Here is a 17,842-nt window from a genome sequence, read left to right as displayed (position 1 = left end):
TTTAAGTTTGTCGGTAGGTAAATGATCGCCCTGCAAAGTTGAATTATACACATTTTGACGACGAAAGACCGAGCGGTCATTGTTGCCCACGTCACCAAACAAAGTCAATTGATTGCTTAAAACGTGGCGATGCTGCCAATCGTCCAATTGCATAAACAGGTTGTATAAACTCAATTTATTACGACTGTTAAATGCGTAGTCTAATTTCAGATTCAACCCCAAACGAGCTTGCTCGTTGGAATAGGTTCGTTTCTGAACCGACTCAAAAAGCGGTGTATTCGCAACAGGGTCGGGGCTGGGTTGCCCGTTTAAACTAAAAAAAGAAGAATTACTGCCTCGATACGTATGTTGATAGCTTCCCCCCAAAAGAAAGCCTAACTTATGGTTGAAAATACGATTTCCCAAGGATAAACTTAAAAGGCTGTTGACAGGCAACGAAACCGTTTTGTACTGCAAGTTTTTGACTGAAAAATCCGAAGTTTTGGCCACGTATAAATTGCCGTGAATTTCAGAAGGCGATTTAAATTGGACGTCCTTAGTTCTGAATCCTTCAAAAGGCTGACTGCGGAACAATTGACTGTATCCGCCCGAAGCTGTTGCAGAAACAATCAGGTAATCAGGAACGCTTTTCATGACCATATTCATGGCCCCTCCAATGGCATCGCCTTCCATATTGGGGGTCAGGGCTTTTACCACTTCAAGCCTTTCCAGCAAATCAGCAGGAAAAATATCCATAGGAACATAGCGATTTTTGTTGTCAGGGCTCGGAATTTTCACTCCGTTAATGGAAGTATAATTATAGCGCTTGTCCATGCCTCTGATGACTGCATACTGTCCATCACCTGTACTATTTCTGACTACCGATACGCCCGAAACGCGTTGCAGGATATTTCCGACGGTAATGTCGGGAAGCAATTGAATTGTTTTTGCACTGATGATATTCAGCACGTTATCCGATTTCTGCTCGGTTTTTCGGGCACTTAATTCACTTTCGCGATCTCCTTGGCCCATGACCACCACTTCATTCAATTCTTTGTTGCCTTCCGCAATGGTGAAATTTTCAATGAGCGTATTTGAAGTAACTGTTACTTCTTTTTCGATGGTTTGGTACCCTACATACCGGACAACCATTTTATAGGTACCTGTGGGTACATTTTTTATTTCGTAACTGCCGTCTAAGCCGGCAATTGTGCCTAAATTTGTTTTGTCGAGTCGGACTGTTGCTCCCACCAGTGATTCCCCCGTTTTCCGGTCAGCAATGGTACCTTTTATATTCCCTGCAAATGCCGTTTGAAAAAACAGAAAAAACAAAAAATTGGATAAAACTAATTTCATGTAACTAATAATAAAGTGATAAAATACGCTTGTAAGAGGCAGCGATTAAACTTGACCCCAATATTAGACCCTCAATTCTGTATCAATTTTGGTTTTTTCGGCAAATAGGTTGAATTTAACAATTCAATAAATTTAGAGCCTTAAAATGTCTCAACTATTATTTTTCTGTGATTTTCATTCTATCATTAAGGTACAGTACCGTAATTTGTCAGCATGTCTTTTTAAATTTGCCTGAAGAAGAAAATCTATGAAATTACTATTGGTAGAAGACGAAAAACATTTGGCAGAATCAGTCATTAATTATTTGACTCACGAAGGCTATATCTGTGAATGGGCCGCTGATTTTAAGAAGGCTTCTGAAAAAATTCAGCTATTTCTTTACGACTGTGCTTTGATTGATATTACTCTACCGGGCGGTACTGGTCTGAACTTGGTCCAACAACTGCAACGTCTGGATACAGCGGCCGGGATTATCATCATTTCAGCTAAAAATTCGTTGGATGACAAAATCATGGGGTTAGAGATTGGGGCTGATGACTATATAACCAAACCTTTTCATTTATCAGAACTCAACGCTCGCATTAAATCGCTTATCCGAAGGCGAGCTTTTCATGGAAAGCAAGACGTAGTTTTTCGAGAAATTACGATACAGACAGACTCTTTGGAGGTCTCCGTAAATCAGGAAGCCCTTGTGTTGACTAAAAAAGAACTGGATTTGCTGCTCTATTTCATTGCCAACCAAAATCGTGTTTTAACCAAAGAATCCATTGCCGAACACCTGTGGGGAGAACATGCCGATTCGTTGGATTCACTGGATTTTATTTATACACATATCAAAAACCTGCGTAAAAAATTAATTGAAAAAGGCTGTTCTGACTACATAAAATCCGTGTATGGCATGGGATATAAATTTACCGAGCAAACCAAATGAGACTACTCAACCGCACCGCAACAGCGTATATTATTGCTTCAATTTTAGTCTTGCTGGTATCTATTCCCATCTTTTATTTTGTATTGCATCATCTTTTTGCAAAACAGGCAGACAGTACACTCCAAAGCCGAAAGGAATTTGTGGTTTCTAAATTAGGAGAAATCAATAATGAACTGGAAATAAAGAATTGGACGCGTTTTGAGGATGATATAGAGGTCTCGCGTTTGCCTTCCGATACCGCACCTCTACCCGACAGTATCTACGACAGAATAATGGGTAAAGACGATTACTTTCGGGAATTGGTCACTCAAGCTACTATTTACGGAAACCCCCACCGCCTTGTCATTCGTAGTTCGATGCTGGAAAATCATGAACTTATTGAAACAATTGTTATTTCGCAGGCATTGCTGTTAGCTGTACTGTTGATTTGTTTATTACTCATAAATCGCCGGATTTCCAGACAGGTTTGGCAACCTTTTTATGATACGTTGGCTAAACTGAAAAATTACAGCATCAATCAGCAGACCCACTTACAACTGAGCCATACCTCCATCGAGGAGTTTAGTGAATTAAATGAAGTGGTGGATAAAATGACCCGTAAAATTCAGGCAGATTTTATAAGCCTCAAACAATTTACGGAGAATGCCTCTCACGAAATTCAAACGCCTTTGGCTATTATTCAAAGTAAGTTGGAAGTGATGATACAGGACGAAGAGTTATCTCGTGAACAAATGCAGAATCTACAGATAATTTATGAAACCACTGGGCGACTGTCTAAATTGAATCAAGCGCTTTTGTTGCTGACAAAAATAGAAAACAATCAGTTTGTCCATATAGAGCGTCTTAATCTGAAAGAGCTCATCGAAGCCAAATTGCCTCTTTTTGAAGACTTTATTACTGCCAAAAACCTAACGGTTAAATCTGCACTTACGGATCGTTGGGTACAAATGAACGCGCCTTTGGCCCGAGTAATGCTTACTAATTTGATAAGTAATGCCATCAAGCACAATACGCACGGCGGTACATTGGAAATTATTCTTACCGAAACTTACTTAACAGTATCCAATTCGGGTACGGCGCCTACTCAACCCGCAGAGGCTTTTTTTGATCGATTTAATAAAGCCAACCCTAATTCAGATTCATTAGGATTGGGATTGGCCATTGTAAAAGAAATCTGTGACTATGCCCAATTCAAAATTCATTACGATTACCAGGGGAATATTCACACTCTACGGGTGCAATTTTGATACTTACCTACTTAACTTCCGTTGGTCTCAGGCCAAAAGATAGTCTTTAGTGTCTGAATCTAAACAACTTAATCTTCGATACCTAAAAAAGGTACAATTTTAATACTTTCACTGTAATATTAATGAAATAACAATTTGATAATATTAAATTAACATTTGAGGCTTATATTGTGTGGTTTAAATTAAAATTAATTAACATCAACACGCTAAACTACATTTACCTATGAGATTAAAACATGTACTTTTTTTACTCGTTTCTTGGCTAAGTACAACTGCTCTGTATGCCCAAGTGACAACAGCTTCAATGAATGGTTCCGTAACGGATGACAAAGGAGAACCCCTTTTTGGGGCAACTGTGGTGGCCAAACATGTACCTTCTGGTACCCAATACGGTGTCGTTACCATCAACGACGGGCGTTTTACAATCCCCAATATGCGCGTTGGCGGGCCTTATGAGGTGGTGGTATCTTACGTAGGTTTTAAAGGCGAAAAATACGAGGGTATTAACCTCCAACTCGGCCAAAAATTTGTATTGAATTCCAAATTAAAAAGTGACGCTTCCACCTTGCAGGAAGTAGTCATCAAGGCAGACCCTATTCTAAACAGCACACGTACGGGTGCAGCCCTCAACATTGACAATACCCAGCTGCAAACGCTCCCTACCATTTCGCGCTCGGCTTCTGATTATACCCGCCTTACTCCTATGGCGGCAGAGGGCGGCTCCTTTGACGGACGCAACAGCCAGTACAACAACTACTCGTTGGACGGTGCCATTTTCAACAACCCCTTTGGTTTGGATGCCGCTACTCCCGGCGGGCAGACGGATGCGCAGGCCGTATCATTGGATGCCATTGACCAAATCCAGGTATCCATCGCTCCTTATGACGTAACTCAGGCAGGTTTTACGGGAGCGTCCATCAACGCCGTTACTAAATCGGGTACGAACAAATTTACCGGAACAGCTTTTGCGTTTTTTCGTAACAAAAGCATGATTGGGATTAAAGTAAAAGATACGGAAGTAACGCGCGGTGATTTAAGTGCGTCACAGGCGGGTTTTGCGTTAGGTGGTCCGATTATCAAAGACAAATTGTTTTTCTTTGCCAACTTTGAACTGGAACGTCGTTCCGATTTAGGGTCTTATTTTCTGGCGAATCGCGGTACCGCAGGAGCAAACGTTTCGCGCGTTTTAGCTTCTGATTTAGACAATGTTTCTAACTTGCTGCGTCAAACCTATAACTACGAAACAGGGCCTTACGAGAATTACAAACACAACGCCAATAACCAAAAAGGGTTATTTAAACTGGATTGGAACATCAGCCAAAACCACAAACTCTCAGCCACGGTCAATTTTTTAGACGCCTTCAAAGACAAACCTGCTAACCCAACCGCCATTGGCCGGCGCGGACCGGATGCGATTACGTTGCAATATTATAATTCGGGCTACCGCATCAACAACAAGATTTTGTCGGGTATTGTAGATTTGAAATCTCAATTTGGTAGCAAATTTTCGAATAAGCTACAAGTGGGCTTTGCCCAATTTAATGACACCCGCGACCCATTCTCGGCTCCTTTTCCTGTATTAAACTTTGCCAAAGACGGAGTGTGATACATTGTAGCAGGCCACGAGCCTTTTTCAATCAATAACCGTCTTAAACAACGTGTTTTGCAGTTTACGGATAACTTCAATATTTATGCCGGTAAACACACATTTACGTTGGGAACGAGCCTTGAACGTTTTAGCTTTGATAACTCCTTTAACCTGACAGGCTACGGTGCGAGGGTGTTCTTTGGCCCTGGCGAAGATATTTCTACGGCTGCCACATTTATAAAATCAGCAGGTTTTGCGGCAGAAGTAGCGGGTGCAAAGGCGGCTTATACCAATAATAACGCCAAAGGTACGTGGGCGTTGGCCCAAACTACACTTGGACAATGGGCGGTTTATGGACAAGATGAATTTTCGGTCAATGATAAATTCACTTTAACGTACGGTTTACGTCTGGATATGCCGTTGTATTTCAATACGCCACAATTGGCCGAAGAAAACATCAAGCGGGTAGGCGATTACCAACCTAATGTTCAATATTTTAATGGTGATGCCCAACCCGTTAAACTGAGCAGTACAACTCTTCCTGCTCAAAAACCATTGTTTTCTCCCCGGATTGGCTTCAATTATGACGTAAAAGGGGATCGCTCGCAGCAATTACGCGGTGGTTCAGGTTTATTCACCGGGCGTTTTCCATTTGTATGGATTGGAAACCAAGTAGCTAACCCTGCCTTTTATTTTTATTGCGTGACTGACCCTAACTTCAAGTTTCCGCAGGTTTGGCGTACCAATTTGGGCTATGACCATAAGTTCAAGTCAGGCTGGCTGGTATCGGCTGACGTGATTTATACCAAGGACGTCAACGCGGTAATGGTGCAAAACTGGGGATTGAAAACACCATCGGGTCGTTTGCAGGGGGTAGAGACTCGTCCCATTTATAATGACAGCGACCGAGCTAAACATGATTTTGGGGGAGTAACTAACGCTTACGTATTCACAAACAGTAATTTAGGCAGTACATTTAACCTTCAACTTCAAGCTGAAAAAACGTGGGCAAATGGCTTATTTGTCAAAGGAGGTTATAACTTTTTGGATGCCAAAGACGGAGCTTCCACGACCGTTGAAATCTCCTCCGACGTTTATGATTTGAATCCGGCCGATGTACAAAACTCAAACCGTCCGATTCTGGGACCTTCTCCTTTCGGTAATCGTCACCGTTTTGTGGGCGTATTGGCAAAAAAATATGTATACGGTGGTGGTAAATGGGCAACTAATTTCTCGTTGTTTGCCGAATACGTACAAGGCAATCGTTACAGTTTTACCTATTCAGGAGACATCAACAATGACGGTGGTACCAACAACGATCTACTATTCATCCCTACCGATGCTCAGATCGACCAAATGAAGTTTTCGGGTGCTGCTGCCCAGCAATCTGCACAACGCTCGGGTTTGAAGTCGTTTATTGCGCAGGATGATTATTTGAGCAGTCGTCGCGGACAATATGCCGAAAAATTTGCTTCACTGAACCCTTGGTATTCCAAATGGGATTTACGGATTTTACAGGATTATAATTTGCCCAATAAAAACGTAATTCAGTTGAGTGTAGACGTATTGAACCTTGGAAACTTAATCAGCCCTAATTGGGGTGTCCGTCAGTTGGCCTCTTCTACTCGATTGGCTCAGCCACTTGGGGTGAGTGTTGATAATGGAGTGCCTACTTACAGTTTTGATGCGTCTCAAAAACAAACCTATTTCAACGATTTTACCTTAAATTCACGTTGGCAGATTCAGGTAGGTTTGCGTTATCGCTTTTAATTATTTTCTTTTTTTTCTGACACCGATAAAAAAATCCCCGCTTTTCAGCGGGGATTTTTATTGAGCAAACGGCCAAATAGAATTTTTACTCTCGGTTTAGGTAGGTTTACATGCTGCTAATATTTAATCGTCGTCATCCATTTTTACTACTTTAACAAACGCACTTCGACGGGGAACGGGTAAGGTAAAGTTGTCGCCTTTCAAGCCTTTCCAAAGCACTTCGTTGAATAAATTATCATCATTTCTATCAACTTCGGTAAAATCAAACCCTTCCGAAATAGTGGACCAACGCGAGGCTACTTTGTTGGTTTCATCCAGATTGACGGCAGAAGGCAGTGCCTGAAAAGGGGTAAAATCAGGGACAGGAGTAAAACTGCGAAACATCGGCGTAGCCGCTGCATCATACTGACTCATCGGAGGTAAGCCCAAAATAAGTTCTATGGTGCGCAACATCCCTGAGGTAGAATACATGGTATGGTCTACAAACTTACGTTTGGTATAAGGGCTCACTACCAAGGCAGTGGAACGATGCGCATCTACGTGGTCAGGGCCGTTTTGAGCGTCATCTTCCAAAATAAAGACGGCTGACTGATTCCAAACGGGACTTTTGCTCAAATGCTCAATGAACATCCCAACGGCCAAATCGTTGTCCGCAACGCAGGCATACGGGGTAGGTCGTCCCACGGCCATGCCTTGGGTATGGTCAGAACCGAGCCGAATGGAGTTGAAAGCGGGTACGGCTTTGGCTACTACTAACGAGTCAAAATCGCGCTTCCACTGGTTAACGCGGGTTGTATCTTTTACTTTTTGATTGTAATAGCCCGTGAAATAGGAACAAACGTGGTCTTTGTCCAATACCGGAATATTGCCTTTTTTATCGTCGGCAAAAACGCCGTAGGTCCGGTAACTGACGCCTTTACGTTTGCAGAAATCCCAGATAAATCCATCTTTGTCATTGGCAATTTCGCGCCGTCCCATTCCTTCAGTGACGCCTCCGCGGCGTCCGTAGCCCGTTGGCCAGGTTTTTTCCAAATAGTCGTTGGCGTGGGCTCCCAAGCTCCAGTTATGCCCGTCGGCACTTACTTCGGCATCTACGTAAAAATTATCGAGTAATACATATTCTCTGGCCAATTTGTGTTGATTGGGCGTATATTTTTCACCAAACAAACAGAGCGTGGTGTCGCCGTTGCCTTCTTTTATGTCTCCAAAAACCTGATCATACGTGCGGTTTTCTTTCAAAATGTAAAACACGTGTTTGATGGGCGAACTTTCTCCGTGCGACGGTCCGACCACTTTCATCGGAATCGGGTTGCCTGCCTCCCCGTCCGTGGCGAGTTCTTTTTCCTTTTTGTAAGGCGTATTGGCATACACTTTTCGGGAATAAACGGCCAAAGTAGCTTCGTTGGGGCTGTCAATGATACTGAGCGTACCTTTCATTAGATTACCGATGTACTGCCCCCGCGTATCTTCGCCTAAGTGGGACTCGGAACGTACCGCGTTACTGACCGGTTGCGGGCCTTTCGGATTGGCAAACGAGGTAAATCCTTTGCCATTGGCTACGAAAATTTTACTGCCGATGACGCGTACGTTGGTCGGATACCAGCCTACGGGGATGAATCCTTTGGACACGCTTCTTCCTTTGGTACTTACGTCAAAAACGGCCAAGCAATTGTTGTCAGCGTTGGCAATGTAAAGCGTTTTTTCGTCTTTCGACAAAGCCACGCCATTGGTCACCGAACCGACCGGTGAATTGGGATACAGGGCAGCGTCCAGCACTTCAATGACTTTTTGCTGTTTGGTATCAATCACCGACACGCTGTTGTCGCCTGCGTTTGCTACATACATAAGTGTGCCTTTCCTGTTCAAAATTAGCTCGTTAGGGTTGTACGAAGCGGCAATTGTGCTCGTGATTTTACGGGTTTGGGTATCAAAAAAAGCAATTTTACGCCCGCCCCAAAGAGAAATATACAAGGTGTTACGGTCGGGTGAAAGGACGCAGGTGTACCCTTCGTGGCCCATATTTTGCTCGTAAACAAGGGCTTTGGTGTTCAAATCCAGAATGTAAAGCGAGTTGTTTTCTTTGGTAACAGCGTACAGCAATTGGCGTTCATCGTCTATTTCGATACCTACGGGAGAAATCTTATTCGGCCATTTTTTGCCGAGAATCAAGCTGTCTTTGACCACAAGCTTGTTTTCGACGATGGCGTACTTCAAAATCCAATTGTCGTTTCCGCCCGAAGCATAGAGCGATTTTTCGTCACGACTGAATTTCAGTCCGTAAAACGATTTGGGAATTTCGACGTTGTCCAGGATTTTTTCGGTCTTGGTATCAATCAACTGAATCGTCTGTTTCCCCTGTCCGTTGTTGGTGACGGCCATGAATTTTTGAGAAGAAGATACGGCGATGTTTAACGGCAGATCGCCCACTTCCAACGACCACCCCGCCGGGGTCAGCGACCAGCCATTGGGCAGCATCACACGACGACTTTCGAGCTGATTATCAAGATTTTGGGCCACTGTTGCCAACGACGCAATAAGCAGGAAAAGGGTTAGGAATTGTTTCATTTTGGATTATTTTTAAGAATTCAATATTTCCAGAGAAACCTGTATAAGATTCAAAACCTTGTACAGGTTAGATGTTATTTCTCCCACCAAACTTTCACATCACTTTTATCGCCACCCATCGAAGCCACTGCCGCCGCTAACCCCTCGGGGTTAAGCGATTGTAAATAAGTAGGATACGGCACACGACTTGGGAATTTATTTTCGGTCGGAATGCCCGTGCCTCGCGGTAAAACGGGATAACCCGTGCGACGCTTCTCAAACCAGGCTTGGTAATCCACGAAAAAATAAGCGTAATATTTTTGCAGCATGATTTGTTCCAACTGCTTCTCAGAAGTTGCCGTGGCGTCATAAGCTACTCCTTTTTGGGTCAAAAATGTGGCCGGCATCGTGGCTCCCCACTGCACCATCGAAGAAGCAATCCCAGCCTCGTAGTGTGCCTTTGACGTTTTACCTGTTGTATAGCCTTTGAGGGCGAGTTCCGCTTTAATGAATTCGGTTTCGGCAAAAGTCATCATTACCCCCACTTGCGGCAAGGTTTTGAGCGCATCGGTATAACTTGAGTTCTGTCCTACGACGTATTCAAGCGTAGTGGGATAACCACTCTGAATGCCTTTGAAGGTGGGAACCCCCGCAACTGTGACAGGAATAGCCCATATCGCACGACGCGGGTCGTTTGTTGCGTTCATGGGATCAAGGAAAAATTCGGTGAAATAGGTACCGTCGCGCCAGTCCAAGGTGCGGGCGTTGTAATAAGGATTAAAATACGGAAATGTGCCGGGATAGCGAAAAATCGCGTCGTCGGCCGTGGCTGAGAAAGTAGGGTATTTTGTCGCATCGGCCAGCATAGCAGTAAGTTGCTCTTTCACATTGATCTCCCCATCACGTTTTAAAAGGCGGAGTAACAATCTCAATTTGAGCGAATTGGCAAATTTTTTCCAGCGCTGAATTCCGACGTTTTTTGTTCCGGTCAGTACATTGGCATTATATACCAAATCACCGCCAAAGGTTAAAATCTTGGTGTCATCAAACAAGCCGTTAGCCGTTTCCAAGTCTTTCAAAATCTGCGTATAAATGTCTTTTTGCTTGTCGAAAGCGGGTTTAAAGTTACTTTCGGTCGCTTTGATGGCCTGCGAATAGGGCACATCTCCGTACAAATCGGTGAGAATCGAATACGCCCAGCATTTATACACCAGCGCAATGGCTTTGTAATTATTCTCTTTCAAGCCGTCGGCCACTTTGTAAATATCCTCAATATCCGTCAGGTTTTGGTAAAAACCGGACCAAACGCCTGCCCCCGGATTGACTGCGTACCGGTGCAAGCCCTGTCCGCTTGTGCTGGAGCGCGGCGCATCCACCTGCATCAGTTCGTGCGTAAAACCACGCGCTGCCGAAACGCCGCTGTTGATGATTCGGTACTGCATTTGCCCCAAAATCACGCCGGGATTCACTTTTTCGGGACGGTTGGGGTCGGTATTGATTTCTTCAAAGTTGGATGTGCAGGATGCCACCATCAACAAAACAGCCCCCAAACCGAATCGTCGGACCGCCCCAAAGGGGGCTAAAATTAACAGGGCTTTATAAATGTGTCTTAGAATATTTTTCATTTTTTATGAATCGTTTTGAGAATAAAAATAGAACTTCAAATTAGCCCATCTGAAAAAGGCTGAAAAGCAAAGATCTCAGTAAAATAAAGCCCCCATTGGGGGTTTGGGGGCTGGGCTTTTTAAAACTTAAAAGTCAAGTTTACGCCCATGCTCCGTGCCGACGGAAACTGCGTTAGCTCGACGCCCGGGGTAAGCGTACCGCCGTTGAGGTTACCACCTTCGGGGTCGAAGCCCGGAAACTTAGTGAAGTCAAACAAATCCCTTCCAAACAAAGCTACGCTCGTTTGACGAACTCCTACTTTGTTGAGCAACTTTGGCGGTAAATTAAACTCAAAACGGACTTCCCGAATTTTCAAAAACGAAGCATCAAAAATGTTGACTTCGGCGTTGCTGATTTGGTAATAATTGTCGTAATAAGCGCTTGCTGCCACTTTTACCGTATTAGGTTTGTACGAACCATCGGCCTGTAAAACCACGCCTTCGCCAATCAGGCCTCCATCGCGGCCGGGCAACGTCACGCGGGTTTTGCCGAGTGTGTTGTTTTTATGGTTGGTTTGTGAATACATGCTTCCGCCCATTTGACCATCCAATAATACACTTAATTTCAAGCCTTTATACGTAAATTCGTTCATGAAGCTTCCCTTCCAATCGGCAAAAGCATTGCCCCATTTTTTGGTGGTTGGGTCAAGTTGGGCCGGCAAACCATTGGACGAATAAATGATTTGACCATCGGGCGAACGCTGAAAGCCACGTCCATACATATCGCCCATCAAGCCACCCACGCGGGCTTCAATGGTGACGTTGCCGCTGTGGCTGTAAATGGTTTGGTTGGTAATACCGGCAGCCAATTCGCGTACGTGACTGCGGTTGCGTGACCAAATCACCGTAGAATTCCACGTAAAATTGGGTTTAACAATCGGTTTACCCGTCAATTTAACTTCTATACCTTGGCTGTTGATGAGCCCCGCGTTGATAAGAGCGTTTGAGAAACCCGAAGTGGGGTCAAGCGGCACGGCCAAGATTTGGTTGCGGCTGTTGTTGTTGTAATAAGCCACGTCCAGACCGAGTCGATTTTTGAACAAGCGTACATCCAAACCTAACTCGTAGCTTGAGGTAATTTCAGGTTTGAGGTTGGCGTTGAACAGCGTACCCGGATTGGTAAAACTGTTTCCGTAAATACGGTCGTAATAACGAGTCGTTTGGTAGGGACGTGTGTCATTTCCTACCTGTGCCCACGAAGCCCGGAATTTGGCAAACGATACGGCATCGGGCATTTTGAATAACTCATTCAATAAAAAACTGCTGCTGACCGACGGATAGAAAAACGAGTTATTGGCAAAGGGCAATGTACTCGACCAGTCATTGCGACCCGTTACGTCCAGAAAAACCTTCTCGTCGTAGGCAAACTGCGCGGCTCCGTAGATACTGTTAATGGCTTTTTTTGTCTTCAACGGATCGGCGACGGCTTGGTCTAAACTGTTGGAAATCTGATAAATACCGGGCTGAGCCAATTGATCGGCGTACATGCCGGCAAAATCGTAGGTTTGGCGCATGGCATTCCCACCCGCCGAAGCCGTGACGCTGATTTTGTTGGTAAAATTATCTTTGTACGTCAGCAAAAAGTCGGTGTTTGATTCGTAACTGAAAACATTTTGCTCTCTGAACATTCCCCTTGGGTACTTGGTCATGCTGAAAGGCCGTTGCTGCGAGCGATATTCAAACGACATGTCCGTACCCGTTCTGACCAATAAATCTAACTTCGGCGAGATTTCATAATTGGCTGAAATGTTACCGATCAGTCCGTGTTTGTTCATTTTATTCAACATCTCGTACATGTCCAGATACGGGTTATCCGGACCGGGATTGAACGGGTTGCGTTGTTGGATTCCCTCTAAACCCGGCTGCCAGTAGGGTTTGTACCATTCGGGCCTAACGTTGGGTGAGGGACCGATAATCACAAAATACATCAACGATTGATTGTTGTAGCCCGCTGCCGGCAGGTTGTTACTCCGTTTGTTGGTGTAATTGGCTTTTCCCATGATTTTGAGCTTGCTCGACAACTGTTGATTGACCGACAAAGCCGCGTTGATGCGCTCAAAACCCGTATTGGGAACAATCCACTCATTTTTGAGGTGCGTAAACGAAAATCGCGCCGAGCCTTTTTCGGTGCCGCCTTCGAGCGAGATACTGTTGGAAAAGGTGCGCCCTGTTTGGAAATAGCCCGAAATATAGTCTTTGTAAGGAACCCAGGGCGTGCGCTCCGTAGGTTTGCCATCGGGTGCGTTGGGATTGTATTGGAAGTACGATTGTCCGTTAAATTTGGGACCCCACGCCCGACCTGCGGCGGCGGTGGTGCCTGTATTGATACCGTCGGCGCTGTTTAAATAAGAGTAATACACATCGGTACGCCCTTCACCGTATTCAAATTGATAATCGGGCCAACGATTTACCTGCTCAATGTTAAAATTCGTATTGAACGTAACCCCGATTCCCCGGTCTTTTCGTGCCCCTGTTTTGGTAGTAATGATAAGCGCACCTCCTGCCGCCCGGCTCCCGTACAATGCCGTAGCGCCCGGGCCTTTCAGCACCGTCACTTTTTCAATATCGTCGGGGTTCAGGTCGGAAACGGTAGAGCCGTAGTCAATTGGGCTGTCTGCCGAAAGGTGTGAATTAAAGCCAGTACTCGTGATTTTGCTGCTGATGGGTACGCCGTCTACCACAATCAGGGCTTGGTTGTTTTCCAAATTGAGCGACGACTCTCCCCGCAACGTAATCCGCGATGAACCCATCGGCCCACCGCCTACGCCCTGAATGTTGAGACCCGCCACTTTGCCCGAAAGTGTATTGACCCAGTTGTTGGATTTGGCATCTACCACGGCGTTGGCATTGATGGTTTGCGCCGCAAATCCCAGCGACTTTTCTTCCCGTTTGATACCTAAAGCGGTAACCACCACCTCATTGAGCAGCTTGGTGTCTTCCTGCAACAGTACATCAATCGTACTGCGATTACCGACCTTGATTTCCTGCAATGTAAACCCAATGGCCGAGAAAGTAAGGATGGATGTGTTGGAAACGGCATTGATTTTGTACACGCCGTTGGCATCCGTAGTGGTGCCCGTATTGGTGCCTTTCACGAGGACGTTTACGCCCGGAATGGCCTCTCCGGCCACGGAGGTAATCTTGCCGGTGACGGCGTTGGTTTGGGCGAGCGTACTCAATGTAACAACCCAACCCAACAGAAGCGATAATCCACTTAGAAGTAGATTTTTTTTCATAATTTTACAATGTTTTTAGTGAATTGAAAGAAAGCTGAAGACAATCCAAGTCGTAGCCGTTCCAGCGGCTGCGACTTTTTAGTTAGGGTTAACCCATTTGCAAAATTACCATGAAGTTGCAGGTTGGATGTTATGAGAAGTTTAAGAGTGTGTTATGTTTTGAAGGGTCGGGAATCAATAAAAAAATCCCCACTGAGAAGTGGGGATTTTTAGTTTCTTAAAGCAAGTCAGGCAAAAGGACATTGCTCATTTTGATTCAAACACCATTTTTCCATCAATCATGGTTTATAGGCTGGTGGTTGATTTTTAGATTTTATTTTACAATGGAAAAACGGTCTCTGACTACGCCGTCAGCACAAATCCAACGAGCTTCGAGTTTGTTGCCCACTACGTCCAAAATAAGCGAACCGCCTTGGGTATTGTTGGAATAAGCGGCGGCTTTGAGCGGGTAGCCCGGTTCATGTCCGCCTATTTGCCCGCCCGAACCATTGACGATGTAAATCACCCCCTGACGGCCTTTGACATGGTATTGGTCAGGAGCATCTTTCTGTTCAACGACGTGTTTGGCTGGGTCAAAACTTTCCGACAAACCCGTATGTCCCAAAATCGGGTGGGTGCGTTCATACACATGGCTGTGGCCGCCCAAGACCAAATCTACGTTGAACTGTTCCAAAACAGGCAGCAGTTTTTCACGGATTTTTACCATTTTTTCTTCCGTATCCGAGTCGTGAGAGCCTTTGGAATAGGGTGGGTGATGCCAAAATACAATCGTCCACGGCATTTTATTGGCGGTTAGGTCCTTTTTGAGCCAAGTTACCTGCTTGCCAGTAGTATCGGATAAAATTTGTCCCCCATCCAAGATACCTTCCGAGTCCAGCGAAACAAAATGGACATTGCCATAATTAAAGGAATAATACGATTTTGAACCCGATGCAACGCCCCCCGCTTCGCCTTTTTGGGGCATGGAGAAAATATTGAAGTACGGAATGGTAGTACTTTCCAGATGACCACCGTAGTCATGATTGCCAGGCGTAGCAAAAAAGGGCATATTTTTAAGTAAATCTTTCTGATAAACCTCAAAAACGTGCTTTTGATACTCTTCTTCCAAGCCGGTATTGTAGGTATTATCGCCCAACCAAAGCCAAACGTCAGGTCGGTGGCTGGCGGTAGCTTTGAGGATAGCATCACGGCAATCAAACTGATTTTGGGAGCTGTTGCCAAAGTCGCCTAATGCCCAAATCCGAATGGGCTGCGTCGAACCGGGTACGGGAGCCGTAGTAAAAAATTGGTCGGCATCTTTGGGAGCCATTTTGGTACGCGAACCCACGTTGTAAAAATAACGGGTGTTAGGTTTGAGTCCTGCTATTACTACTTCGTGGTCAATGACGGGTTTTACATCCACTACCTTTTTGGTCAATTTATCAGCCTTCGTCCCCAAAAGCACTTGACTGTCTTCCGCTTGAGCGGTTCGCCAGCGAATGGTAATGGAAATGGGGGTAAGCACCTGTAAATAAGGGCCCCGTACCAAAGCAGACGGTTGTGCACAACTATTTTCTGAGACAATCATACTAAGGATTAAGAAAGGAATGAGTAGTTTTTTCATAAACAAATTTTCAATTGATAGGAAATGGGCAGGTAATTCATGCCAGTTTTTGGATCGAAATATACACAGCTGGTTTAGATAAGACACGCTGTATTTGTGTTATCTTTTAGTTAACTCTTCACTAAGCGCTGTCATTTCTTATGTCTTATTACTAAATTTGATAAGAACTACTTTCAAAGCGGGATGCGTCTTCATTGGCTGTCTTACCTTTCCCTCTTTTCGCTTTTGGCGTGCAACGGAAAAAATCATTTACTCAAAATCAAAGGTTCTGATACAGAAGTGAATCTTTCGGTGTTGTTGGCCGAGGCGTATCATCAACAACATGACGACCGACAACTTTCCATTTCCGGAGGAGGGTCGGGTTTGGGAATTGCTTCGTTGCTGAATGGTTTGGCCGATATTGCCAATTCTTCACGTCCCATTAATCCCTATGAAGTGCAGTTATTCAAACAAAAAGGCATCGAAATCATACCTTTTGTCTTTGCTCAGGATGCTTTGGCCATCATTGTTCATGACGATTTGCCCATTGATTCTTTATCCATTGAGGAGGTCAAAAAGATTTTTAGCGGCGAAGTAGTTAATTGGCAACTCCTTACGTCCGACAAATTACCTATTTCACTGTATGGCCGTCAAAGCAATTCTGGTACCCACAGTTATTTGAAAAACAAACTGGGCATTGAGTTTTCGCTTTATGCCAAAGAAATGAACGGAAATGCCCAAATCATTGAAGCCGTGAAGGCAGACAAAGGGGGAATTGGGTACGTAGGAGCGGGTTACGTGGTTAAAAATGGAAAAAAACAGGGTTCAGGTTACAAAATTCTCAACATCTATGAACACAACCGCCCTGCCTACTCGCCTCTGGATTATAACGCCGTGCTTCAAAAGCGGTATTATTTTCAGCGCCCGCTGTATCAGTATGTGTTAAAAAGTTCTTACTCCCGAGCCAAGTCTTTGTTGGAATTTGAAAAAAGCGTAGAAGGTCAAAAAATCATTGTCGCCAATGGGTATTTCCCCATAACTCCCTCTACCGGTGAATAGAACACAATTTCGCATACAATCGGATAATGGGTTCCGCTTTCTGTTTCAGGCATCGGGGGTGCTGTGTATTGCGGTGCTGTTGGGCATTTTTGTGATGCTTTGCTACAATACGATTACTTTTTTTACGCAAATCAGCCCGTGGGATTTTATCTCTGATTCACAATGGAACCCGTCGAGCAGCATCAAAACCTCAGTGTATGGGTTATTGCCCCTGTTGGTAAGTACTTTGTTGGTCACGATGGGTGCCATGCTGTTAGCGGTTCCTTTGGGCGTTGGAACGGCTCTGTTTATTTCCGAATACGCGGGCGAATCTGTTAAGAGAATCCTAAAGCCAACCGTCGAAATGTTGGCGGCTATTCCATCGGTCGTGATTGGTTTTTTGGGGATTGTGGTCATTAGCCCCGCAATTTCCAACGTTTTTGGCTTGCCTAACGGTTTGAATGCACTAAACGGGGCCATTCTACTGGCGATTATGGCCTTACCTACCATCATTACCGTATCAGAGGATGCCATTCATGCCGTCCCGTATTCCTTGAAGGAGGCATCGTTGGGATTGGGAGCAAGTCAATGGCAAACGCTTCGCTTAGTGATGCTTCCTGCCGCCTACCCGGGCATTATTGCCGCCGTGATGTTAGGTATGGGGCGAGCCATCGGTGAAACGATGACCGTATTGATGGCCACGGGAAATTCGTTGGCTTTCCCAAAAGGATTCTTTGATTCGATACGCACCATTACGGCAACGATAGCCATCGAAATGGGCGAAGTGCCTTATCAAACCACTCACTACTACGCTCTTTTTGCCATTGCCTTTGTTTTGTTTCTTATCACCATGTTGGTCAATATTTTGGCTGAACGAGTGGCTAATAACATTCGGAAATTTCAGTAA

At 44.8% G+C, this 17,842-nt stretch carries 11 protein-coding genes; 6 read left to right on the top strand and 5 right to left on the bottom strand.

Going from position 1 to position 17,842, the window contains the following annotated elements; all coding sequences use genetic code 11:
- A partial coding sequence (locus Q0081_RS06570; RefSeq protein WP_298350516.1) for a TonB-dependent receptor occupies window positions 1-1,335 on the bottom strand: 1,335 nt, incomplete at its 3' end.
- Window positions 1,336-1,582: 247 nt separating this feature from the next.
- Between Q0081_RS06570 and Q0081_RS06565 the strand changes: the two genes are divergently transcribed.
- From Q0081_RS06565 to Q0081_RS06550, 4 genes are all read left to right on the top strand, one after another.
- Window positions 1,583-2,266, top strand: coding sequence for a response regulator transcription factor (locus Q0081_RS06565; protein WP_298350515.1), 684 nt, complete (start codon window positions 1,583-1,585; stop codon window positions 2,264-2,266).
- Window positions 2,263-3,513, top strand: coding sequence for a HAMP domain-containing sensor histidine kinase (locus Q0081_RS06560; protein ID WP_298350514.1), 1,251 nt, complete (start codon window positions 2,263-2,265; stop codon window positions 3,511-3,513). The genes Q0081_RS06565 and Q0081_RS06560 overlap by 4 nt, the downstream gene beginning before the upstream one ends.
- 223 nt (window positions 3,514-3,736) lie before the next feature.
- On the top strand, window positions 3,737-5,119 hold the full coding sequence (locus tag Q0081_RS06555) for a carboxypeptidase-like regulatory domain-containing protein (protein ID WP_298350513.1): 1,383 nt from the start codon (window positions 3,737-3,739) through the stop codon (window positions 5,117-5,119).
- Window positions 5,120-5,176: 57 nt separating this feature from the next.
- Window positions 5,177-6,871, top strand: a complete 1,695-nt coding sequence (locus tag Q0081_RS06550; protein ID WP_298350511.1) for a TonB-dependent receptor — start codon at window positions 5,177-5,179, stop codon at window positions 6,869-6,871.
- Window positions 6,872-6,994: 123 nt separating this feature from the next.
- Here Q0081_RS06550 and Q0081_RS06545 read toward each other — a convergent pair whose 3' ends face one another.
- The 4 genes from Q0081_RS06545 to Q0081_RS06530 all read right to left on the bottom strand — a co-directional run bounded on the left by Q0081_RS06545 (window position 6,995) and on the right by Q0081_RS06530 (window position 15,918).
- A complete protein-coding gene (locus tag Q0081_RS06545; RefSeq protein WP_298350510.1) occupies window positions 6,995-9,436 on the bottom strand; it encodes a bifunctional YncE family protein/alkaline phosphatase family protein in 2,442 nt (813 codons plus the stop codon).
- Between the two features lie 74 nt (window positions 9,437-9,510).
- The gene (locus Q0081_RS06540; RefSeq protein WP_298350509.1) at window positions 9,511-11,040 is read right to left on the bottom strand and encodes a SusD/RagB family nutrient-binding outer membrane lipoprotein; all 1,530 of its coding nucleotides are present in this window, start codon (window positions 11,038-11,040) and stop codon (window positions 9,511-9,513) included.
- A 119-nt stretch (window positions 11,041-11,159) separates the two neighbouring features.
- The gene (locus Q0081_RS06535; protein WP_298350508.1) at window positions 11,160-14,315 is read right to left on the bottom strand and encodes a SusC/RagA family TonB-linked outer membrane protein; all 3,156 of its coding nucleotides are present in this window, start codon (window positions 14,313-14,315) and stop codon (window positions 11,160-11,162) included.
- Window positions 14,316-14,628: 313 nt separating this feature from the next.
- Entirely contained in the window at window positions 14,629-15,918 is a 1,290-nt protein-coding gene (locus tag Q0081_RS06530; RefSeq protein WP_298350506.1) for a metallophosphoesterase family protein, read from the bottom strand.
- A gap of 183 nt (window positions 15,919-16,101) precedes the next feature.
- On the opposite strand from Q0081_RS06530, the gene Q0081_RS06525 reads away from it, so the two are divergent.
- Together Q0081_RS06525 and pstC are read left to right on the top strand one after the other, a co-directional pair.
- Window positions 16,102-16,956: a PstS family phosphate ABC transporter substrate-binding protein gene (locus tag Q0081_RS06525; RefSeq protein ID WP_298350503.1), complete on the top strand. Its 855-nt coding sequence runs from the start codon at window positions 16,102-16,104 to the stop codon at window positions 16,954-16,956.
- Entirely contained in the window at window positions 16,949-17,842 is an 894-nt protein-coding gene (pstC, locus tag Q0081_RS06520) for a phosphate ABC transporter permease subunit PstC (protein WP_298350501.1), read from the top strand. Before Q0081_RS06525 ends, pstC begins: the two co-directional genes overlap by 8 nt.

Origin of the sequence: Runella sp., from assembly GCF_027484545.1 — a bacterium.
Taxonomy (GTDB): Bacteria; Bacteroidota; Bacteroidia; order Cytophagales; family Spirosomataceae; genus Runella.
The sequence above is the reverse complement of the archived record's forward strand: the minus strand, read 5'-3'. Positions and strand labels throughout refer to the sequence as shown.